General features: G+C 49.0%; 19 protein-coding genes and 1 riboswitch. Of the genes, 17 read left to right on the top strand and 2 right to left on the bottom strand.

What is annotated here, in order from left to right; translation table 11 throughout:
- Positions 1-3: 3 nt before the first annotated feature.
- Entirely contained in the window at positions 4-1,014 is a 1,011-nt protein-coding gene (locus LHL18_RS00160) for an extracellular catalytic domain type 2 short-chain-length polyhydroxyalkanoate depolymerase (RefSeq protein ID WP_226765305.1), read from the bottom strand.
- Between the two features lie 240 nt (positions 1,015-1,254).
- On the opposite strand from LHL18_RS00160, the gene LHL18_RS00165 reads away from it, so the two are divergent.
- The 5 genes from LHL18_RS00165 (at position 1,255) to LHL18_RS00185 (ending at position 5,184) form a co-directional block, all read left to right on the top strand.
- Positions 1,255-1,644 carry a hypothetical protein gene (locus LHL18_RS00165; RefSeq protein ID WP_134055126.1) on the top strand — a complete coding sequence of 130 codons (390 nt, stop codon included), beginning with the start codon at positions 1,255-1,257 and terminating at the stop codon, positions 1,642-1,644.
- An 85-nt stretch (positions 1,645-1,729) separates the two neighbouring features.
- A riboswitch (cobalamin riboswitch) is annotated at positions 1,730-1,910 on the top strand.
- Positions 1,911-1,985: 75 nt separating this feature from the next.
- Complete coding sequence (locus LHL18_RS00170; RefSeq protein WP_226765306.1) at positions 1,986-2,765, top strand: ABC transporter ATP-binding protein; 780 nt, start codon at positions 1,986-1,988, stop codon at positions 2,763-2,765.
- Positions 2,759-3,763 (top strand): FecCD family ABC transporter permease, encoded by a 1,005-nt coding sequence (locus LHL18_RS00175; protein WP_226765307.1) that lies wholly within the window; start codon positions 2,759-2,761, stop codon positions 3,761-3,763. The genes LHL18_RS00170 and LHL18_RS00175 overlap by 7 nt, the downstream gene beginning before the upstream one ends.
- Before the next feature lie 9 nt (positions 3,764-3,772).
- Complete coding sequence (gene cobO, locus LHL18_RS00180; protein WP_226765308.1) at positions 3,773-4,378, top strand: cob(I)yrinic acid a,c-diamide adenosyltransferase; 606 nt, start codon at positions 3,773-3,775, stop codon at positions 4,376-4,378.
- Positions 4,378-5,184, top strand: coding sequence for a cobalamin-binding protein (locus tag LHL18_RS00185; RefSeq protein ID WP_226765309.1), 807 nt, complete (start codon positions 4,378-4,380; stop codon positions 5,182-5,184). The genes cobO and LHL18_RS00185 overlap by 1 nt, the downstream gene beginning before the upstream one ends.
- Here LHL18_RS00185 and LHL18_RS00190 read toward each other — a convergent pair whose 3' ends face one another.
- On the bottom strand, positions 5,185-7,191 hold the full coding sequence (locus tag LHL18_RS00190) for a serine/threonine-protein kinase (protein ID WP_226765310.1): 2,007 nt from the start codon (positions 7,189-7,191) through the stop codon (positions 5,185-5,187). It abuts the gene before it with no gap.
- A 211-nt stretch (positions 7,192-7,402) separates the two neighbouring features.
- Here LHL18_RS00190 and tagH point away from each other — a divergent pair, with 211 nt between their 5' ends.
- The 12 genes from tagH (at position 7,403) to LHL18_RS00250 (ending at position 22,617) form a co-directional block, all read left to right on the top strand.
- Positions 7,403-8,680 carry a type VI secretion system-associated FHA domain protein TagH gene (gene tagH / locus LHL18_RS00195; protein ID WP_226765311.1) on the top strand — a complete coding sequence of 426 codons (1,278 nt, stop codon included), beginning with the start codon at positions 7,403-7,405 and terminating at the stop codon, positions 8,678-8,680.
- Between the two features lie 37 nt (positions 8,681-8,717).
- Positions 8,718-9,200: a type VI secretion system lipoprotein TssJ gene (gene tssJ / locus LHL18_RS00200; protein ID WP_134055113.1), complete on the top strand. Its 483-nt coding sequence runs from the start codon at positions 8,718-8,720 to the stop codon at positions 9,198-9,200.
- 25 nt (positions 9,201-9,225) lie between these two features.
- Positions 9,226-10,551, top strand: coding sequence for a type VI secretion system baseplate subunit TssK (tssK, locus tag LHL18_RS00205; RefSeq protein WP_226765312.1), 1,326 nt, complete (start codon positions 9,226-9,228; stop codon positions 10,549-10,551).
- Between the two features lie 38 nt (positions 10,552-10,589).
- Positions 10,590-11,900, top strand: a complete 1,311-nt coding sequence (icmH, locus tag LHL18_RS00210; RefSeq protein ID WP_134055109.1) for a type IVB secretion system protein IcmH/DotU — start codon at positions 10,590-10,592, stop codon at positions 11,898-11,900.
- A 22-nt stretch (positions 11,901-11,922) separates the two neighbouring features.
- Complete coding sequence (gene tssM, locus LHL18_RS00215; protein ID WP_226765313.1) at positions 11,923-15,471, top strand: type VI secretion system membrane subunit TssM; 3,549 nt, start codon at positions 11,923-11,925, stop codon at positions 15,469-15,471.
- The gene (gene tagF / locus LHL18_RS00220) at positions 15,453-16,178 is read left to right on the top strand and encodes a type VI secretion system-associated protein TagF (protein WP_226765314.1); all 726 of its coding nucleotides are present in this window, start codon (positions 15,453-15,455) and stop codon (positions 16,176-16,178) included. The genes tssM and tagF overlap by 19 nt, the downstream gene beginning before the upstream one ends.
- Before the next feature lie 2 nt (positions 16,179-16,180).
- The gene (locus tag LHL18_RS00225; protein WP_226765315.1) at positions 16,181-16,951 is read left to right on the top strand and encodes a PP2C family protein-serine/threonine phosphatase; all 771 of its coding nucleotides are present in this window, start codon (positions 16,181-16,183) and stop codon (positions 16,949-16,951) included.
- Positions 16,952-17,032: 81 nt separating this feature from the next.
- The gene (tssA, locus tag LHL18_RS00230; protein ID WP_226765316.1) at positions 17,033-18,124 is read left to right on the top strand and encodes a type VI secretion system protein TssA; all 1,092 of its coding nucleotides are present in this window, start codon (positions 17,033-17,035) and stop codon (positions 18,122-18,124) included.
- 51 nt (positions 18,125-18,175) lie between these two features.
- Positions 18,176-18,676, top strand: a complete 501-nt coding sequence (gene tssB / locus LHL18_RS00235) for a type VI secretion system contractile sheath small subunit (RefSeq protein WP_134055099.1) — start codon at positions 18,176-18,178, stop codon at positions 18,674-18,676.
- A gap of 1 nt (position 18,677) precedes the next feature.
- Positions 18,678-20,171, top strand: coding sequence for a type VI secretion system contractile sheath large subunit (gene tssC / locus LHL18_RS00240; RefSeq protein WP_134055097.1), 1,494 nt, complete (start codon positions 18,678-18,680; stop codon positions 20,169-20,171).
- Between the two features lie 83 nt (positions 20,172-20,254).
- The gene (gene tssC, locus LHL18_RS00245; protein WP_134055095.1) at positions 20,255-21,808 is read left to right on the top strand and encodes a type VI secretion system contractile sheath large subunit; all 1,554 of its coding nucleotides are present in this window, start codon (positions 20,255-20,257) and stop codon (positions 21,806-21,808) included.
- A gap of 8 nt (positions 21,809-21,816) precedes the next feature.
- Complete coding sequence (locus LHL18_RS00250) at positions 21,817-22,617, top strand: type VI secretion system accessory protein TagJ (protein WP_226765317.1); 801 nt, start codon at positions 21,817-21,819, stop codon at positions 22,615-22,617.
- The last annotated feature ends 9 nt before the right edge of the window (positions 22,618-22,626 follow it).

Consider the following 22,626-nt stretch of genomic DNA (forward strand, 5'->3'; position numbering starts at 1 on the left):
TTGTTACTGCTTTGGCCCGCGCAGTAAAGCTTGTACTAACTGATGCACTGCCTGCAGCTGAGGGCCATTTGTTGTTGCGTAGTCGGCTCCGGTATAGCCCCACCAATCCCAGCAGGCATTGGGGTTAAACGGGTTGATATTACTTGCCTGCGTTTGTGGGTACAAAATAACAATATTGTTGGTATCTGCGTAGTTATTTAAGCCTGTGCCTGTGGTGTACGCGTCACCGACGTTGTCTGCATTTTGCTTGCAACCGTGGAAACTAACATGCAGCTGGCATGGTTCGCCAGCGGCGCAGCGCTGCGGGATATATAAATAACCGGTTTTAGCAAGAGTGGTTGTCGCAGCTGTAGATAATTGATGTTGATTTATCTCGACAAGTTCGCCGGCGGTGGTTGCAGCTTTAGGTTTAATGTCGCCGATGAGGTGGTTAAGCAGAGCGCCTGCGGCATCGTAGTTGCAACTTGCCAGATATGGTGATTCTGACTGGCTGCAATTACCCAGGTCATTACGATCTGTCGGAAAGGTGTGCGCGAATGCTTTGTCATCGACGAACACGATATTCTCTGGTTTAACCCAGCGCTGGTACTGCAGGTATAGCAAGGCCCCCAGCTTTGGTTGTACTGTTTTATCTTCAGTGCCGTTTAAGATCCATACCTTATCATCTGCCTGTGCACTGAGCGGTGCAAGTTTGTCGGTTTCGCGTGCAGCCGTGAGGTACTGCTCTATTGCTGCAAGGTCTGGTGCGCTGGTGTCTTTGTTAAAGCAATGCTCTAATGCCAGCCCGAGGCTGTTTTGCGCACAGTACACCGGCCCGCCGGCTAACATGGCAACACCTTTGACCTGACTGGCAAATGCCTGATGATATTGACCTGCCATGTAAGCACCGCTGGATAAACCTGATACGGTAATAGTCTCATCCAGATTTAGCGTGCTTATAGCTGAATTGTTATTTGCCAGAGTAAATGAAGAAGGGGCTGACAGCAGCAGGACGGTCAGAGTGACAAAGCGCATAAAAACTCCAGAACAGTATGTGATGACAATAAATGTTGCATATAAGTAATGATGCGGCAATAAGGCTTTAGTACAGCTGGCTGTGCGTACCCAGGGGAAAATAGCTGAGTGCAATTTGCTCTTGCCGTGTCAGCTTATCTATATAATATGATGCGTTGCTTTTTAGCATCTTAACGTTGCAAAACGCCGGCTTTGTGGTTAGATTGAATAGCATCGCAAGCTGAACAACAGGAAGTCATAATGAAAAAATGGGCAAGTGCAATTATTGCGGCAACGGTGTTTTCCACAGCAGCAATGGCTAATACTCAGGATTATAAACTGGTAACTGTTGCCGGTTATCTGAATTTCTATCTGCTGAACCTTAATGCCTGTGAGGACTTCCACCCGGCGGTGCGCTCAGCTGCTTACGATGCCGAAAAAAATCTGTATCCATTTCTGGATAAACTCAGCACCAAGATGGATAAAACCGGTTCAGATAAAAAAATGGTATCTGATATCGTGATGAAAAGACGTAGTATGCTCAACGCACAGATTGCTGATGGCGACTTCACCATCGAACATTGTCAGGCGATTGTCAAAATATTGAACGAAGACGGCTTGGATAAAACGCTGTTAAGTGCGCTGGACTAAACCCGTATACAATATTCAATCCAGATAACAAAACCGCCGGCTTTAAACCGGCGGTTTTGTTATGACTGCAAAGATATATTTCTGTTACACTGTGCCGAGCTTTAGGGCGGTTTGATACCCGCCAGACAGGGAAGCAGGTGAGAAGCCTGCACTGTACCCGCAACTGTAAGATGTGCTGCAATCTATAACCACTGGCTTTGCGCTGGGAAGGATGATTGTGGGTTACCACATCAAGTCAGGATACCTGCTTAAGCTTAGCGTTATGCCTCTGTGCGGGAGCTCACAGCAGCACCATGCCATGCACTTCGCAGGCCGGCTGCTGCCTTTATCAGGAGTTGGTTTTGCTGAATGTATCTGCGGTTTCTCTTCGCTTAGACAATAAGCCTATCTTGCAGAATATTAGTTTTTCACTGCAATCAGGTGAATTTATCGGCATTATCGGGCCAAACGGCGCCGGTAAAAGCAGCCTGCTGCGTTTATTATGTAATCAGTATATCGCTGACAGTGGCGCAGTATTGCTAAAAAACGTACCGGTGCAGCAGTACAGTGCGGCAAAGCTGGCACGCACTGTGGCTGTCGTGAGTCAGAATTCCCCTCCATTGTTTAGTTTAACTGTGCACCAGGTCGCCGCTATGGGGCTTTTACCCCGCAAAAGCTGGTTTGAACTTAACAACAGTGAAGATGATGAGTGTATAAACCAGGCGTTACAAAAAGTAGGGCTGGAACATAAAACAACACAACAGGTTGATACGCTGTCAGGTGGTGAGCTGCAGCGACTTTATATTGCACGTGCTTTGGTGCAGCAGCCTGCCATACTACTGCTTGATGAACCTACGAATCATCTGGACGTAAAATTTCAACATCAGATATTGCAGTTGGTACGCGATTTGGGCATTCCGGCTTTGGCTTGTCTGCATGACTTAAATCTGGCAGCGATGTACTGCGATAAGCTGTTGTTATTGGACCAAGGAGTACAGTGTGCTTTTGGCCCGGCAGACCAGGTGCTGACCGAGGCCTTGTTGCAGCCGGTTTTTGGGATGAGCTGTCATACCTATTTACATCCGCAGCTACAGAAGCTTCAACTCACATTCTTGCCTGATGTTGGTGGTAACCGATGCTAAGACGTCATTACGGCCGTATGATGGCGGGCGCTGTTTTTTTGCTATTAGTCAGCATGCTGTTAAGCCTGACGTTTGGTAGTGTTAAGCTAAGTATCAGTGAAGTGTTTTATTTACTGTCCAACCAGGGTTTTAACCTGCCAATCAATGCCGAGTTGTTAAATACTATTGTCTGGCAAATAAGACTGCCCCGCATACTGACCGCGGTAGTAGTGGGAGCCGGTTTGGCGATTTGTGGTGCTATTTTGCAAAATGCCAGCCGCAATCCGCTGGCCGATCCTTATTTATTTGGTTTGATGGCTGGTGCTGGTCTAGGCGCCACCCTTGTCAGTGTCGTGCTGCCGCCGCAGATGGTAAGTATGGCTTTAGGTGCTTTTGCCGGTGCACTGTTTGCCGTGGCACTGGTATTTGCTGTCTGCGCAGGCCAGCGCTGGCGTAAAGTGGAAATTACCTTGCTGGCAGGCGTTGCCGTGTCTTTTATGCTAAGTGCGATAAGCAGCTTTATTTTGTATTTTGCCGAGCCTTTCGCGGCTAACCGCATCATGTTCTGGTTGATGGGGAGTTTAAGCCGCACAGACTGGCATAGCGTTGCGCTGTTGGCACCGGTGACGTTAATAGTACTGCTGTTGGCACTGGCGCTTCGCAGACAGCTGGATGCGTTACTGTTTAGTGATGAAAGTGCACGTACGCTTGGTGTGAATACATTACGGTTGCGTCTGACATTGTTACTGGCAACGGCGTTACTGACCGCATGTATCGTATCGCAATGCGGAGGCATAGCCTTTGTCGGTCTGATGGTGCCGCATATTGTCAGGCATTTTTTTGGTGTAACGTCGGTGCGCTTGTTATTGGGCTCGGCAGTGGTTGGTGCCTTGTTTATGATTTGGGTTGATAATCTGGCCCGCTTAATTTTGCCTCAGCAGGAAATTCCACTGGGGGTTATTACCTCGCTGGCTGGCAGCGTCTTCTTTTTACTTATAATGCGCCGGCAACGGCTATAGCGATAACTCATGAGCTCAGAACAGCAGAAACAACAACGTCACCGTGAAAGGCAACAGCGCCTGAAAGTGCAGGTTGACAGCGCCATCGCTGCAGCAACAGAAGACAAAGGTTTATTACTGGTGATAACGGGTAACGGCAAAGGTAAATCAACGTCAGGTTTTGGCACTGTCGCCCGCGCAGTCGGGCATGGTCAGAAAGCCGCAGTAGCGCAGTTTATAAAGGGAAACTGGGATTGTGGTGAACGGAACTTGCTGCAACAACATGGTGTACAGTTTGCGGTTATGGCAACCGGTTTTACCTGGGATACGCAGGATAAAACGGCTGATACAGCTGCTGCTGAGCTGGTGTGGCAACAGGCAGAGCAGTTTTTAGCCGATGATGCTATCGATCTGGTGCTGCTTGACGAGCTCACTTATATGATTAGTTATCATTACATCGAACTGGACCGGATAGAGCGGGCATTACTGTCTCGTCCTGCGACTCAGCATGTGGTAATAACAGGCCGCGCCTGCCACCGGCGATTGATTGAGCTGGCAGATACCGTCAGTGAAGTACAAAACGTAAAGCATGCATTTGACAGCGGTGTGAAAGCGCAGAAAGGAGTGGATTGGTGATGCGCTGGTTGATGTTGATACTGTTGATAAACAGCAGCTTGGCGTGGGCAGAGCAGCGCATTATTGCATTAGCACCACATATTACTGAAATGTTGTATGCCATTGGTGCAGGTGACAGGCTGGTTGCGGTGAGTGATTACAGTGATTATCCGGAACAGGCTGCTGAGCTTCCCAGTGTGGCAAACTATGCCAGTATTAATATTGAAGCCGTGCTGGCGTTGCAGCCTGATCTGGTTATTGCGTGGCGTACCGGCAATCCGCAGGCTGATGTCAAACGTCTGCAGCAGCTGGGTATCGAAGTTGCATTCTCAGATCCTTTGACACTGGATGATATTGCTGAAGAGTTAATAATGCTGGGCAAGCTTACCGGATTGCAATCTCTGGCGCAGCAGCAGGCGGAGCAATTTAAGGCGCAGTTGAATCAACTGCGGCAGCAATATCAGCATAAAACGCCGGTAACGGTTTTTTTTGCTATGGGAACCACGCCGTTGAGCACCGTAGCGAACAATGCCTGGCCGCAACAGATATTAGCGCTGTGTCGGGCTGAAAATCCGTTTGCAAAGGTGAAAGGTGATTATCCGCAAGTGGGTATTGAGCAAGTGTTACTGACCCAGCCGGAGGTGATTATTCAGCCCGCAGGCCAGGGGCGCAGTGCTGATTTTCGCTTTTGGAAACCATTTCAGACCTTGCCAGCGGTGAAAGCGGGACATTTTCTAACCGTAAATGCAGATTATCTGTTCCGTACTACCCCCCGCACGCTGCTGGGTATTCAGCAACTCTGCCAGGGGGTCGATCATTACCGCTGATCAGCTGGCAATACTACTCATCAGTTCATTAGCCCGGCGCATTAAGCGCTCAGCCGTGCGTACCTGATTAGATTGCAATAGCTCGCCCGACAAACTCAAATACTTATCCGCCAGTTTTCGTCGCAGCGATACATGTAGCGAGAAGTCTGCCGGTACCAGGCTATTATAATGCTGTAGTTTGTCATAAACCGCATCGATTTCAGCTGCCTTAATACTGGCGCCAAGCTCGTTCTCAAGTAACGAGAAGCTGTGCTTGTAAAACACTTCAGCGGCTTGATAGGGAAATTCAGCGTCATTACCTGATGCAACACTTTGTTCATATAGTGTCATGGCATCTACAGCTGCCGCGAGTTGTTGCCCTTGTGTAACCAACGGCGCTGTCAGCTCATTACTGGCAAACAACAGCTGGCCCACTTTAATCAGCTGTTGCAAAGCCTGTGCATTGTTCGTTGCTACGGCATCGTTAAATGCAGCGATATAAGCGTCGCTCTCTGCGCTGTCCGGTATAATTTTGTAGCGGCTATCTATGCGCTGCAGCTCTGTGTGTATAGTAAAAGGATCCGGTGCATCACTTTGCACCTGGTACTGCTGATTAATCAATAACTGGTTAAGCTGGGCACGCAGTACTTCAATAGCGGTTTGTTTACTGCGCTGCATATTGTTGCTGAGCTCGGCCAGATAATGCGAGTCAGGGTACAAGGTTTTAGCTTGTGCCAGAATACGTTCAATTTCCGGATAATTAGGGTAGGTAAAACCTCTGTCACTGATAAGCTGATCAACTTGTTGTTCAAAATGGGTCAGAATGCGGTTTTGCTGCAAGCGAAGCAGGGCTTCGTGCGGTATTGCCCGCTCGGTTGATTCCGTCACTGCTGCAAGCACTTCAGCAGGCGAGGCGTCAAACAGACGTTGAAATTGTTGCTGCTGCGCGTCAAGCAATGCCGTTTTTTGCTCAAACTGCTCTACCACTCTTTGTTGCTGCTGATAATAATGCCAGCCACCCCAGGCGAGCATTATAACCGCTGCTGCAACAGCGGCAGATTGCCACAGCTGTTGCGTGAAGCGTTGCATCAGTTCTGTAATAGAAGTGTTGCGTAGTTTTGTGTCGAATTGTAGTGCCCGTTTAAGCGTAAGCCACTGTAACAGGTTGATGTGTGCCGGTTTCGTCGCTTGTTTATTTTGTGCTGCAGCTTTATCGGCAGGTAGCCGCTCGAACGGGTGTTTGCTGGTCAGCAGTTCATAACTTAAGCAAGCGAATGAAAATAAATCATCCGCAACACAGGGCGTATTACCAGCCAAAAGCTGAGGGCTGGCATAAGCCGGCGTGTAGCCACTTAACGGCGCAGTCTGGCTTTGCTGTTCAGCAGCATAAATATCGTGATTCAGTTGCAGCGTTTGCGACACGCCAAAGTCCAACACTTTTACTACACCTGCGCGATTGACCATAATATTGGCTGGCTTCAGATCCGCATGCACGATACCTATCTGGTGCGCATAATTTAGCGCATCAGCGATCTGTTGCAGTAAATTGCAAGCAGACTTTAACGGTAAACCTTTGGGTTTATAACGTTTAATAACCTGCTCAAGGCTCTCGCCGTCAAGAAACTCCATCACAATAAAATGGTGCTGTTGATCACTGTCGACGTCAAACACCCGCACTATATTAGGATGTGAAAGTTGCTGTGTTTTATGTGCTTCCTGCAGCAAGAGTTGCAGCGCTTCGGGTTGGTTAACATACTGTGGCTGAAGTACCTTAATAGCGACAGTGCAGTCTGCCACGCCTGCTTTTTGTAAAAAGGTATCCGTAGCGCGGTAGATATCGCTCATACCGCCGGAGCCAATTTTAGTCTCCAGTAAGTAACGCTGCTTTATCAGCATTCCATCGACTACGGCTGTCTGTGATGCCGTGGCTATCGGGCTTTTGGGTTTGCCTGCCTTCACTGCATAGCGTGTTTTATCAGCATCATCTGCTGTTGTCTCTTGTGCACTGGCCGGGTCCTGAACAGTCATATTCTACTCCTTGTTAAGCATGGCAGCAGTGGATGTTACCTTTTAAACCTTAAATAATTGTCAATTATTTCACAATAAGGGTGAGTTATCACGCTATTGTTTGCTTTATTGTTAAATCAATGTCTATTGACGTTGCAGTTAAATTAACTTAACCTTCACGACCGATTTATGGTAAATAAATTGTGATTATGCTGACAGGCAGGAGTGTAATGTGGGGCAGAGGGATATGTTACTTGAATTGTCAGTGCTGAGTTACCACCGCCTTTCACCCAGACAGGTTGCGGTTAAACGTTTTGATGCAGCCGGTGGTAGTTTAGGACGCTCTGAACAGGCAGACTGGTATCTGCCGGATCCGGAACGCGTCGTCTCAGGTGTGCATGCATTGATAAGTTACATCAATGATGCTTTTACCATCACGGATAAATCTACCAACGGTTTGTTTGTTAATCGCGCAGTTGAGGCCTTAGGCGCAGGAAACCAGCATGTATTGCAGCATGGTGATGTACTGAGCATGGGGGATTATGAAATTCAGGTGGCACTGATTGATGCAATGCCGCCAGAACATACTACGTCGAATGAACATCCGCGGCCGGTTACGTCATTTGAAGCTACACCGCCGAATAGCAGTAAGGGCGTGACTGAACATGCTGCCGGTCTGTCTATTGCTGATGTGGCGGCTGATATTTTCGGCGGTGCTGACAATGTGGTCAGTACCAGCAGAAACAAACATTCTGAGCCGGAGCTGACGTTGGATGATCATTTTCTCGCACCGTCTGCTCTTATTCCGGATGATTGGGCATCTGAGTGGCAAGCCACTGATAAAACACCGGTTAGAGAGGTGAGCACATCTTCTATTACCAGCAAGGTGGTTGACGAAAAAATTACCGGCTCGGAGCCTGCACAACAATGTCTGCAGGCCTTTCTTAAAGGGCTTGGCGTGCAGGAGTCAGACCCGCGTTTAACCGCTTCCGCGCAGTGGTGGGAGACACTTGGTCAGGCCTTGCAGCAATCTCTGCAAGGTGTCATCGGCGTTATGCGGGAGCGCTCCAATGTTAAAAATACTTTCCGGGTAAATCAGACTACGTTTCAGCAACGTGAAAATAATCCATTGAAGTTTTCAGCCAACACTGAAGAGGCTTTTCACAATCTGTTTAATCGCAAAGGTGCCAGCTTTATGCCCGCCAGGCAAGCAATCGCTGAAGCCTTTGCTGATATCAGCCGGCATGAAGCCGCTATTCTCGCCGGTACCGCGGGCGCTATGACGGGGTTACTGACACAGCTGTCTCCGGCCAGGATTGAAGCATCTGATTTCGGTGGCAGTTTTGTCGATAAGGTCAATCCTGCTCAGCGTCAGGCCAGACTGTGGAGTCGATACAAAGCTCTGCACTCTGAGCTGGTAGCAGAAGCCAATAAAAAAGATAAACAAGGGGTTAATGACGATTTTATTAGCGCCTATGAAGCCAGTCTGCAGAAAAAGCAGAATAAATAAGCTGCAGGACATAACAATACCGTCAGGAGTGGTAGCGATGAAATTTTTAAGAACACTGATACTTGTCTGTATAAGCATGGTTGTGTTGTCTGGTTGCCAGGCGGTATATGCAACCTTTCCGCCCTCGACCAAGCTGCATTTTCGGGTTGCTTCAGATATTAACCCTGATTTTGATGGCAGACCGTCACCGGTGATCATCAAAGTGTATGAGCTGGCATCGAAAACTGTTTTCGAAAATCAGGACTTTTTTGCGCTGTATGACAGTCCTGAAACCATTTTGCGTACAGACTTGTTAAAGAAAGATGAGCTGGTATTTGAACCGGGCCAGCGCAATGAGTATCGCATGGCGCTGCAGCCTGCCACTAAGGCAGTGGCTATAGTGGCTGCCTATCGCGATATAGAGGGCGCAAGGTGGCGCGCAGTTGTGGATGTTAAACCAACCGGATACGACGATTTTTATGTCTATGTGGATAAATTAGCGGTGTATATCCGTGAACATGACTTAGAGCGTAAACAGTAAATGTCTGTGTTGGGGAAGTATATAAATGAGTGACTTTAGCCGCGTTGCATGGTCTGAAGGGTTATTTCTGCGCCCACAGCATTTTCAGCAGCAGGAACGCTATTTTGAATACGTTCGCCAGCAGCAGACGGCAATGCAGTTGCCATACTGTTGGGGGATACGCCTGCAGAGCATTGATCAACAGAGCCTGAAGTTTGGTCAGTTCGCCCTGGCTGAACTTGAGGCGGTGCTGGCCGATGGTACAGTGCTGCAGCTGCCCGCTGTAGAACAGTTGCCTGCACCTGTCCAGATACCGAAGTCTTGCCGCGATCAGCTGGTTTATCTGTGTTTACCGGTAAATAAAGCCAGTGGGCAGAACATCAGCAACGATAAAGACCGGATCTGTCGCTTTGGCTATACCGACCACAGCATAACCGATAACAGTCTGGCAGAAGAGGCCACCGAAATACTGCAGTTAGCCAAGTTACAACTGCAATTTAAGCTGGAATCTGAAGACCGCGGTGGCTTTATTTGCCTGCCGGTAGCTCGTATTCGTGAAGTATCTGAGCAAGGCGAAGTTAAGCTGGTGAAAAAGTTTATCCCGCCTTTACTCGATATTCAGCAAGACGGTGAACTGACTGCTTTTGTCAACGAAGCTCTGGGCATGCTGTGCCAGCGGGCTGACGCGCTGGCAGATCGTCTGGGTAAGGGGCAGGGAACGGCTAATTCTATTGCAGATTTTCTGATGCTGCAGGTATTAAACCGTTATGAACCGGTACTGCGGCATCTGAAAACAGGTGTGCTGGAGCATCCGCTTAACCTGTACCGGCTGATTGTCAGTATGCTTGGGGAACTCGCCACTTTTACTTCACGCCAAAAACGCCCGCCGCAGTTTCCTGCATATCAGCATGACGACTTAACGATGGTGTTTGGCAATCTTGGCGTCATTCTGAATCAGACTTTAAGTGTGGTTCTTGAACAAACGGCTCAGGCCTTGCCTCTAGAGCAAGCCAAGTTTGGCATTCTGGTGTCGCCACTGACAGATAAAACCTTATTGGAGTACGCGCAGTTCGTACTGGCCGTGTCGGCAGACTTACCGGCAGATGACATTCGTAAGCACCTGCCTGCCAGACTGAAGATTGGCCCGGTAGAACATATCCGTGAGCTGGTGAATAACCAACTGCCAGGTATTGCTGTGACCGGCTTGCCTGTCGCACCGAGACAGGTACCGTACCACGCCGGATATCATTATTTTCAGCTGGACAAAGGCAGTATTTATTGGGAACGCCTGGCAAACAGTGGTGGGCTGGCATTGCATTTGTCCGGCAATTACCCGGGTTTAAAAATAGAGCTGTGGGCCATTAAGTCGTAACAGTGTACCTCTCTGATAATTAATATGGATAGCGAACAATGTCAGATAAAACCGTGATGAAACCACGACCTGGAGGTAAAGCCCCGGCCAAAGCTATTGCTCCGGTCAGCGGGCAGCACCATACCGGTGACAACGACAAAACCAGAATATCTGCTAATGCACTGCACACTGATAATCAGCAACGACTGCAGGTACTTTCCATCAGCGATAACATTCTGATAGATGAAGCCGGTGCGTTGTTTTCTCTGGTATCGCCAATACGCCACACCAAACAGCACGCAGATGTCGCAGGACTTAAAACACAGTGCGTACAGCTTATCAGCCAGTATGAGCAGCAGCTGCGTAACAAAGGCATCTCTGCAGAGCTGATTGAAAAAGCCCGTTACTGCATGTGTTCTTTTATTGATGAAACGGTGCTTAACACCAGTTGGGGCGGCAACAGCGAATGGGCGACGGAGAGCCTACTGTCTACTTTTCATAATGAAACCTTTGGTGGTGAGTACTTTTTTACGTTGCTTGATAACGCCATTGCTTCGCCAAAAGAGCATCTGTTGTTACTGGAGTTGCAGTATTTGTGTCTGTCATTTGGCTTTGTCGGCAAAATGCGGATTGAAGAGCGTGGTTATGAAAAGCTCGAAGGGTTTCGTGAACGTGCGTATAAAGCCATTCGCTCACAGCGCGGTGAACCGGCCCGTGAACTCTCGCCAGGCTGGCGCAGTCAGGTTGTCGCTGCCAATCAGCTCAGGGCGGAATTTCCACTGTGGGTAATTTGTTCTGTCGTTGCGGCAGTGCTGCTTGGTTGCTACATGTATTTGAATTATCAGATCAACAGTTATTCGGATCAGGTGAGCAGGCAACTGAATAATTTAATCGTCTGGCAACAGGACACCCCTCAACCGGCAACAGCAAAAGTGAAACAGGATGCAATCCGGCTGCAGCAACTGTTACAGACCGAAATTCGTCGTGAGTTACTTGATGTTATCGAATTGCCTGACAGGGTTCGGATCCGGGTGGGGCTTGATCAGTCTTTTAGTCCTGGCAGTACCGGCATTAATGAAGGTTTTCAGCCGATCGCAGTGAAAATAGCCCGTGCTCTCGAGGGTACTGAGGGCCGTATTCTGGTCAGCGGATACACGGACGACTTACCGATTTTCACCAGCAAATATCCGTCTAACTGGCACTTGTCGCTGGCCCGGGCCAATGCAATGTCAGATGCATTGGCATCCGGCGCCAATTTACATGGGCGCTTGTGGCCTGAAGGACATGGTGACGCCAACCCGATAGCACCGAATGACAGCGCACAGAACCGGGCGCTGAACCGGCGTGTTGAAATTGACCTGCTACCGTAGCGCCTGAAACAAAGGAAGTGTTATGAAAGTTAAAGCTGTGCTGCAGCCTGTCATGGCAGTGCTTAAATCCAGTCTGTTTATTACTATTGTCGGCCTGCTGGCGCTGGCACTGTTAATCTGGTTTGGCGGCCCGTTACTGGCGATTGCCGGCTATGAGCCTCTGGCGAGCAGCAGTGCCCGTCTACTGACATTACTCATTATCGCTATGCTGTGGGGCGGGAGTCACTATATTAAAGGCTTACGCGAGAACCGCTCGAACCGCCAGGCAGTGGATACCTTGCTAAACGGTGAAGAGCATCAACAGCATGATGAGCTGGCAAAACGCGATATAGAAGTGCTGCGCCAAAGGATGCAAAAGGCTCTGGATATTTTAAAACACGCGCGTTTTGGTAAGGCCCGTGATATTTACCAGTTGCCTTGGTATATGCTGATTGGCCCGCCGGGTTCAGGTAAAACAACGGCATTGCACAATTCTGGTCTGGAGTTTCCATTAAAAGAGCATATGGGGGCCGATGCTATTGAAGGTATCGGCGGTACCCGCCAGTGTGACTGGTGGTTCACTAACCGTGCTGTACTGATTGATACCGCTGGGCGCTACACTACTCAGGACAGCCATGCAGCCCAGGATTCTACCGCATGGCAGGGTTTTTTGGGCCTGTTACGCAAACACAGGCCACGCCGGCCAATTAATGGTGTCATTGTGTTTGTCAGTTTGGCCGACTTGCTTAATCAAACCCGTACCGAGCGTAACTTACATGCCCGGGCTATCAAGCAGCGCGTGCAAGAGTTACAGAACCAGCTTGGTATGACGTTTCCTGTGTACGTTATGTTCACAAAAGCAGATTTAATTGCTGGCTTTACCGAGTTTTTTGCTCATCTGAGTGAAGAAGAGCGGGAACAGGTCTGGGGGATGACATTCAATGCGGTCGCTGATGACGCAGAAAAAGGTGTGGTTTCGCAGTTTAATAAAGAGTTTCACGCCATGATTAATCGCCTGACTCAGCGGTTGTTCAGTCGCTTACAGTATGAGCACGATCAGGAAAACAGGGCAGCGATTTACGAATTTCCGAGGCAGTTAAGATTACTGCAAAGTGCCGCTGATGATTTTCTCAAAGAAATATTTGCGCCTAATCCCTTTGAAAAACCAACCATGTTAAGAGGTGTATATATTGCCAGCGCAACGCAGGAAGGTGTGCCGATAGATCGAGTGATGTCACAGCTTGGCTCCAACTTTGGCCTGGCGGAACCGCCACTGCGTCGTCAGACCGGCGAGGGTAAGGGATACTTTATTAAGCGTTTCTTTGAGGAAATTGTTATCCCTGAACGGGAACTGGCATCAGTGAATCTGCGGCATAAGAACCGTCATCGCTGGATAAGGCGGTCTGTGTTGGCGGGTACCGCTTTGTCCTCAGTCTGGCTATTGTTCGCCTGGGCTGGCAGTTATAGCTGGAATACCACTCTGGTCGATACGGTTAGTAAAGATATTGAAAATTATCAGAGTCTTACAGAAAAAAGCTCTACAGAGCAGGATGTGGTTGCACTTAATGACCGGCTGAATTTATTACGTGATTTGCCTGCTGGCTATTCCGGTGTTCTGCCTACTGATGGCCCTAAAAATCTTGGTTTATATCAAGGGGATAAGTTGGGGCAGGCGGGTAAGAGTGCCTACCAGCATGGTCTTTACCATAGTTTTGTCCCCTTTGTGTTACAGAGTCTGACAGCTGAAATGCAGGTAAATGCACAGCACAGAGATTATCTGTATGAAACACTGAAAACGTATCTGATGCTGTTTAAACCTGAACACTTTGACGCTGAACAGATCAGTTCCTGGTTTGCACTCTACGTGGAACGCCGTTTTGCCGGCGACGTAAACCAGCCGCTGAGACTGTCATTACAGAATCATCTGCAGGCTTTATTGGAAAACGGCGTTAAAGGCGCGACGTACAGTGAAGATGCAGTAATAGCCGCCCGCGATTTGTTGTTGACGGTTCCGTTAGCTGAGCGGGCTTATCAGCGCATCCGTACAGAACTGATTAAAAGTCATATCCCTGACTTTAAACTGGTAGATGTGTTGGGAACCGACGGCGTTAAAATAGTCCAGCGTAAAAGTGGGCTCTCATTGCAGGAAGGTATCCCCGGTTTATACACATACAAAGGGTTCCACGGCCTGTTTAACGTTGAAAAACGCCGGATTATCCGCAGTTTAATGGAAGACAGTTGGGTTTATGGCGAAGCACTTGGAACTGATGACAACCCAGCTGATTCGAGCTTGTCTGAGCAGGTCACAGAGCGATATCTGCGGGATTATGCGTATCAGTGGCAGCAATTACTGGACGACATCAGTATCGCGTCAGTCAATGATGTAGAGCAGGGCGTTTTCGTAACAAAGGTACTGTCGGGCCCTGAGCAGCCCATTCAGAGCATTATCAGAGCCGTGCAGCAAAATGTGCGGCTGACCAGTTTGCCGGAGTCTGCCGAAGCGAAGCTGGCGACTGATGTGGCCGGTAAGGTCGCAGAAACACAGTTTTCCGGACAAAAAGCAAGGTTAGACCGTTTACTGCCAGACAATATGTCCGCGTTATCTCAACAACTGCCAGGCAAAGAAGTGGAGCTGGCGTTCACTGAGCTGCTGAATATCAGTGATGCTCAGCTGGAGCAAATCGGTCAAACCAGCCGTATGTATCATCAGTATCTGGAACGGTTGTATATGCCAGGAGGCATGGCCCGTCAGGCTTATGTTAATCAGCTGGATGGCGAGGGTGGAAACGAGCTTAGTATGGCGCTACGGCGTCTGAAGAGCGATATCCCTTCTCCTTTTGCTGATTGGTTAGGCAATCTGTCGGCTGATACCGGTAAACTGTTTGCAAAAGGTAGTCGCCAGCACATAAATGAAGCCTGGCAAGGCACGGTTTTGGCGGAGTACAAGCGCGCTATTGCCGGTCGCTATCCACTGGAGCGTCGCAGTGCCAATGACATTAAACTGCGCGATTTTGAGCGTTTCTTTGGTTACGATGGCACACTTGATAACTTTTTCAAAGATTACCTGCGTCCCTTTGTAAATACCAGCCGCACTAACTGGACGTTTAAGAAAGACATAGGTCTGGATCATAGTGTTCTGAATACTTTCCAGGCTGCTGCTCAGATCCGGGCGGCGTTTTTTGAAACCGGCAGCCAGAAGCTGAAAGTAGGTTTTAGCCTGCGGCCTGTTTATCTTGATCGCCATATCACACACCTGTTACTGGAACTTGATGGCCAGGAGTTATCTTATCGGCACGGCCCGACACGTTCGCGGCAGTTTTTCTGGCCCGGAGACAGAAATAAGCTGGAAACCAGACTGGTGTTTACCCCGGCCAACTCAGGTTTACCCTCTAATGTCAGTCATGCCGGTGAGTGGTCCTGGTTCCGCTTTCTTGATGAGCTGACACAAGCCAGGCCGCAAACCCGGACAGATAAAATTTTACATCTGGCGGTGCAGGGCAATAAAGCCCGGGTCGAGCTGGTGCCTGATACAGTCAATAACCCTTTCTGGAATAGTGCATTGGAGACGTTCAGTTGTCCGGCAAGTTTATAAATGAGATAGGTATTTGCGGCAAGATCCCCAGTCGTGGCGATTTTCTTGCTCAAGGATTAGCAGCCGGTTTTGTCGACAGCTGGAACGAATGGTTACAGGCTGTAATGGCAGTTAGTCGTGAGCAGTTGGGGCGGCAATGGCTGGAAAGCTATCTGATCAGCCCGGTATGGCATTTTGCGCTGTCCGCTGGTGTGTGTGGTAATGACGCGGTGATGGGCTGCCTTATGCCAAGCGTTGATCAGGTAGGCCGGCATTTCCCATTTACCCTGGCCAGGGTTATGTCATGCACTCCGGTGCATGCCCGGTTGCAGGATAACTGGAGCGCCGTATTACAACAACAGGCTCTGTTAACTCTGGAGGATGATTTTAGCTTTGACCTCTGGCTTAGCAGATTGCAACAGGCGGAAATTAGTTGGCCAGAGAAGCAGCAAATTACGGCGCCGGTAATGCCACAAGCGCAGGGACGTCCAGCCTGGGTGATCAAGAGTAATAGTGAGCCTGATGCGATGTCCTTGTTACACCATAGTTACCGGCAGCAGTTTGAGCGCTATTGCCTGTGGTGGACTGACGGCTCTGAGCAGGTTCCAGCCTGTACTTTGGTCAGTAATGGTTTACCTCAGGTCAGCCAGTATGCAGCAATGCTTAACGGCGATTGGCAACGCTGGCACTGGCAGTGTGCAGAGATTAATGATAGCGGAATTGTATAACGATGAGACAAGTTGTATCCCACGCACAGACCCATAAAGGCCTGGTCAGAAAATGTAACGAAGATGCTTGTCTTGATATGGCGGATAGCGGAGTCTGGCTGGTTGCCGATGGCATGGGCGGGCATGCAGCCGGCGATATTGCCAGCCAATTGGTTGTTGATACGGTAAAGGTTGCAGTACAGCGAACCGGCGACATATCGCTGCAGTTGCTGACGGAGTCATTACAACAGGCGAATGACGAGTTATGCCATTACAGCGCCAGGAATCTGCAAGGGCGCACCGCGGGCTCTACAGTTGTGATGCTTATGATAGACAAACTGCATTACCATTTTCTCTGGGCGGGAGATAGCCGCGGATATTTGCTGCGTAATAATGTTCTGCGCCAGGTTACGCGTGATCATTCTCAGGTCAATGAAATGGTTGATGAAGGATTGATTGATAGCAGTGAAGCAGAACAGCATGAGCTGGCCAACGTGATAACACGTGCTGTAGGCGTAGACCCCAATCTGACCGTGGATGTCATTAGCGGTGTGTGGCAGCCGGGAGATCTATTCTTGCTCTGCAGCGACGGACTTAACAAGGAGTTGAGTGACGAAGAGATTTGTCATTATCTGACACATAACAATATTGCCGAGGCCAACAGGGCGTTGCTGCATTCCACTCTGGTTGCGGGGGCAAGAGATAACGTCACTTGCATCCTGATAAAGGTTGATGTGAATTCCGACAATGTTAACGAAAAAGATAAAACGATACCAATTTATATTAAAAATTAGGAAAAGTGACTTAATTGTTGTTATTAATAAAACAATAAAGTAACATAATTCGCTGGAAAACGTCTCATTCTGGTTGTTGTGATGGAATACAGTGAATTAATTGATTTTGATATGTTAATTAATGCGGTTGATGCCAGTGCACCCGCAGGCATTGATCCGCGTAGTGATATTTCGCCCACATCTCAGTATTACCAGTTGAAAGATATTCGCGGTCAGGCCAGAGCTAACGAGCGGGCGTTACTCGCCGAAGATGAAGATTTCCAGGCGCTGATCTCCGATTGGCGCCCACTTAGCGAAAAAATCCCTCAGGTGTTATGCAGCAGTACCAAAGATCTTGAGTATGCCGCCTGGCTGATTGAGGCACTGTGCCGTACTCATGGTTTTGCCGGTCTTGCCGCAGGCTTTAAAGCAACCCGCTTACTGATAGAGCATTTTTGGACTTGTCTGTATCCACTGCCAGATGAAGACGGCATGGAGATGCGTATTGCACCTCTGATTGGCTTGAACGGTTATGAGGGAGATGGTGCTCTTATCACTCCCATTCTGAGTATCCCGCTCACTGATGTAACAGCACACGGTCAGTTTGCCTGCTGGCAATACGAACGTGCGGCTGACATTTCACGCAAGGATGAAAAACGTCAGAAACAAAAAGCCGATGCGGGTATCGCCAGCCTGGAGCAAGTGAAAAGTGCAGTTGCAGAGACGCCCGCTGCGTTTTATCAGCACCTCAAAGCGCAGATTGACGATGCTATCGCAGAGTTTGCTTTGCTGTCTCAAGCGATGGATGAGGCTATGGGAGGAGAACCCCAGCCGACCAGTGCAATTAGCAAAGCTCTGCAAAAATGCCTTGATGCAGTTAATTATCTGGCGGCAGACAAGCTGGCAGTTCAGGCGGCAGCTGTCACATTACAGAGTGAAGCTGACAGTGATACAGAAGCTGACCCTGTTCAGCGGCAGGTTCAGAGTCGTGAACAAGTGCTGTATAGCCTGAAACAGGCGGCTGAATTTTTCCGTAAAACTGAACCTCATTCACCAATTTCGTACGCACTTGAACAGGTAGTTCACTGGAGTGGGCTCAGCTTGCCTGAGCTGCTGCAGGAGCTGATCGACGATAACAACAGCCGTAATCATTATTTCCGGTTAGCGGGGATCCCGCAGAAAAGCAGTAGCTGATAAACCGGTACCAACAGGCGTAAATAACAGCTGAGTAACAGGAGAAAGTCAATGGAAAGTATTCACAGTAAGTTGTCCCGGGTGCGTAAGCCCCGAGTGCATATTACATATGACGTAGAGACAGAAGGAGCTGCGGTTAAGAAAGAGTTGCCTTTTGTTGTCGGCGTGATGGGTGATTTTGCCGGGCAGAACACCGAGGCATTAAAGCCGTTAAAAGACCGTCGTTTTGTGCAGATTGACCGCGATAACTTTGATGAAGTGTTAAAGCGGATGAATCCTAAGCTGAATTTCAAAGTTGAAAACAAGTTGGCCGGTGATGGCAGTGAGTTCAGTGTAGACCTTCAGTTTAAATCGATGCAGGACTTTGAACCAGCTGCAATTGTCAAGCAGGTTGAGCCTTTAGACAAGCTGATGGCGACTCGCAATAAGCTGCGGGACCTGATGACAAAAATCGATCGTTCAGAAGAGCTTGAGAATATTCTGGAACGGGTATTAAACAACAATGAAGATCTGCAAAAGCTGGCGCAGGATCTTAGCATAGAGGACAAATAATATGAGTACGGAAGCTTTACTCGAGCAGCATGATAATGCTCAGACTGCCTCCAGCTCGTTGCTGGAGCAAGCCATAGGTGCCACCAAGCAAACTGATGCGTCACGTGCAGAAGAGTTGCTGCGTACCTTGACTGAAGAAGCTTTAAGCGGAACCGTAAGCTGGAACAAGAATCTGACAGTGACGTTTAATGAAGCGATTAACCGGCTGGATCAACTGATTTCTGAACAATTGGCTGTCATCATGCACACCCCGGCGTTTCAGAAGTTAGAGGGCAGCTGGCGTGGTCTGAATCACCTGGTGATGAATTCAGAAACCAGCGCTTCGCTTAAAATCCGCATGATCAGTATGAGCAAAAAAGAGCTCTACAAAGATTTGAGCAAAGCGGTGGAGTTTGATCAAAGCCAAACGTTTAAAAAGGTTTATGAGTCCGAGTTTGGTACGCCGGGTGGTGAGCCTTATGGTGCCATTATTGGTGACTATGAATTTACCAATCACCCGGAAGATATTGAAACACTGACGTATATGTCAAACGTTGCGGCGGCTGGTTTTTGTCCGTTTATTTCAGCATCAGCGCCTGCGCTGTTCGGTTTTGATGACTGGACAGAATTATCTAAACCTCGCGATCTGGAAAAAATCTTTGAATCGCTGGAATACACCAAATGGCGCTCTTTCCGTGACAGTGATGATTCACGTTTTGTGACACTGACCATGCCACGCGTTCTGGCGCGTTTACCTTATGGTTCGGCAACAGCGCCGATAGAAGAATTTGGCTTTGAAGAATTTGAACTTGACGGCCAAAAAGGCGTGGCGAAAACCACAAACCATTCAGACTATTGCTGGATGAACGCAGCCTACGTTATGGGAACCAAGCTTACCAATGCGTTTGCTCAGTACGGTTTCTGTACAGCCATCCGCGGTGCTGAAGGCGGTGGTAAAGTTGAAGGTTTGCCCAGCCACATTTTCATGAGTGATGACGGTGATCCGGATCTGAAGTGTCCGACCGAAATTGGTATTACCGACAGACGCGAAGCTGAACTTGGGAAAATGGGCTTTTTACCGCTGTGTCACTACAAGAATACTGATTACGCAGTATTTTTTGGCGCCCAGACGGCACAAAAGCCGAAAAAGTATGACACGCCGGAAGCCACAGCAAACGCGGCAATTTCGGCACGTTTGCCTTATCTGATGGCGACATCGCGTTTTGCACATTATCTGAAAGTGTTAGCCCGCGATAAAATCGGTAGCTTTATGGAAGCAGAGGATGTTGAGGTCTGGCTGAATCGCTGGATCCTGAACTATGTGAATGCGTCAGAGGGCAGTGGTCAGGAAGTCCGTGCCCGATATCCACTGGCCGATGCCAAGGTTCAGGTACGTGAAATTCCCGGCCGGCCGGGCTCTTACAATGCAGTAGCATGGCTAAGGCCTTGGTTACAGTTGGAAGAGCTGTCTACATCGCTGCGTCTGGTAGCGAAAATTCCCGAAATGGGTAGTTAATGCCTGTGGCCTGCAAGCACACTCATCCCCGTGTGTTTGCAGGCTGACAGGTTTTCAATTGCAGGTAAGCAATCGAGGATGTCATGGCAGACGCGGTAAAATTTGTATCAGCAGATGTTTTTACGCAAACAGCAGCGTCGGATCAGCATGAAAGTGCGTTTACTCAACCGGTCTATACGCGGTTAGAGCGTAGTGGTGTGCTGGCACGTTTTTTACGAGAGACTGACCCGCTGACTGCCATTTTATATTGGCTGGAGCATGTAGCCGGCATCAGAGCAAGCGGAACTCAAGCCGTTAGTGCAATGCTGTGCCGTGCCATTGCAGATATTGACCGGCTAATTAACCTTCAGCTTAACGATATTATCCATCACGCCCAGCTGCAACAGCTTGAAGCGAGCTGGCGCGGGGTGCTCTATCTGACAGAGCAGACTGAACGGCACGATCGGGAGCAAAAAATCAAAGTAAAACTGCTGTCGTTGTCCTGGCTGGAACTGAGTAAAGATATCACCCGGGCAATTGACTTTGATCAGAGCGATTTTTTTAAGCTGATATACGACAACGAGTTTGATATGCCGGGCGGCGAGCCGTTTGGGGTATTGATTGGTGACTACCAGATAAGCCATCAGATCCGCCCGGGGCAACTGGTAAATGATCTTGATACGCTAAAAGAAGTCGCCAGAACGGCAGCTGCTGCCTTTGCACCTTTTATCTGTTCGGCACATCCGTCATTGTTTGGTGTTGACCATTTTTCTGAGCTGGGTCTGGTTGCTGACATCGGTAGTCAGTTTAAGCAGCCAGAGTATGTTAAGTGGCGTGCGCTGCGTGCCATGGAAGATGCCCGTTTTCTCGGGGTTGTTCTGCCGCAAATCTTAATGCGCAGTCCTTATAAGGATGATGGTTCCCGTAGTGAGAGTTTTGTCTTCAAAGAGGCGCTTGCGCATGCTGAAAACGATTATCTGTGGGGTAATGCGGCTTTTGCTTTTGCTGCTGTGCTGGTACGCGCTTATAGCGAGTCAGGCTGGTTTGCGCAGATCCGCGGCATGAAAGCCGGGCAGCATAATTTCGGTTTGGTCAGTGATTTACCGGTTAGCCGCTATGAAACGGAAAAATACCAGCCAAACAATAAGCCTTCGGTAAACCTGCTGGTTGGGCATCGTTTTGAAGCCGAACTGTCAGATAACGGCTTTGTTCCCTTGTCGGTAGTGCCATACAGTGATCATTTTGCTTTTTATAACAATGCGTCTGTGCAACAGGCTAAAAGTTATGACGATAAGCTGTCCACTGTTAATGCGCGCCTGTCGGCTATGCTGCAGTACATTCTGTGTGTAGCACGTTTTGCACATTATATTAAGGTGATTGGCCGCGACAAGGTTGGCGGCTATCACTCTGCTGAGCAGTGTGAGCAGGAGTTACAGCGCTGGCTGCACAACTACACTACAGCGTCTTCAGATGCATCCAGCGATGTCAGAGCAAGGCATCCGCTGCGCGAGGCGCGTATTCAGGTTCGGGAAAAACGCGGCGAACCTGGCCGATATTATTCCATTATTCAGCTGCAACCACATTTTCAGTTAGATCAGATGATTACCACTGTAAAACTGGTTGCGGAGCTTTCTCCCAAACAAGCTGCTACGGCATGAGGTTCACAGTGAAACAATTACAGGCATTGATTAAGCAAGGCGAACTGATAAGCGCCACCGAATTGGCAATAGCTGCGCTTACAGACGATCCGGCAAATGCTGACGTACGTGCAACTTATATCGAGTTGTTATGTGTGCAGGGTGCGTTGGAAAAAGCCGATCAGCAACTGGATATGATGGTGCGCCAGCATCCGGATTTTCTGGTTGGGGCTGTCAATTTAAGGCAGCTAATCCGGGCGGCTTCTGCGCGGCAGGATTTTTATCAGGCAGGCATGACTGCCACCTTGTTCAGCGAGCCGGACGCCATGTTTGAGTCACTGCTAAAGCTGAGGCTGGCGTTAAAAGAGCAAGATTTAGCCCAGGCGGTGCACTTTGCCTCTGAGCTTGAAGCGTTACGCCCGGAAACCGGGTTTGACGTCAACGGTGACACAGTGTCGCAGCTGCGTGATCTTGATGACAGTCTGGGCGGTTATCTGGAACTGTTTGGCACAGACGGCAAGTTCTATCTGGCCAAGTTCAGTGAGATTGACAGTTTGCAACTTAAGAAGCCGGAATCACTGTTGGACACCGTATGGCGGCGAGCCGAGATCGTGCTTACAGATGGCCCATCGGGAGAGGTGTTCATCCCCATGACCTACAACGATAGTATCAAGGTATCTGAGCGCCTGGGCAAAGATACGTCCTGGCAACAGATGCATGAACATCTGGTAACGGGTGTTGGGCAGAAAATGTTGCTGGCAGGGGATGAGGCCATAGCGTTGTCAGATGTACAGCTACTGTCCTTAGCACACAGTGCTGAACTGGCCTGAGTTGTCAGG

Source organism: Rheinheimera aquimaris, assembly GCF_020531985.1.
GTDB lineage: Bacteria > Pseudomonadota > Gammaproteobacteria > Enterobacterales > Alteromonadaceae > Alishewanella > Alishewanella aquimaris.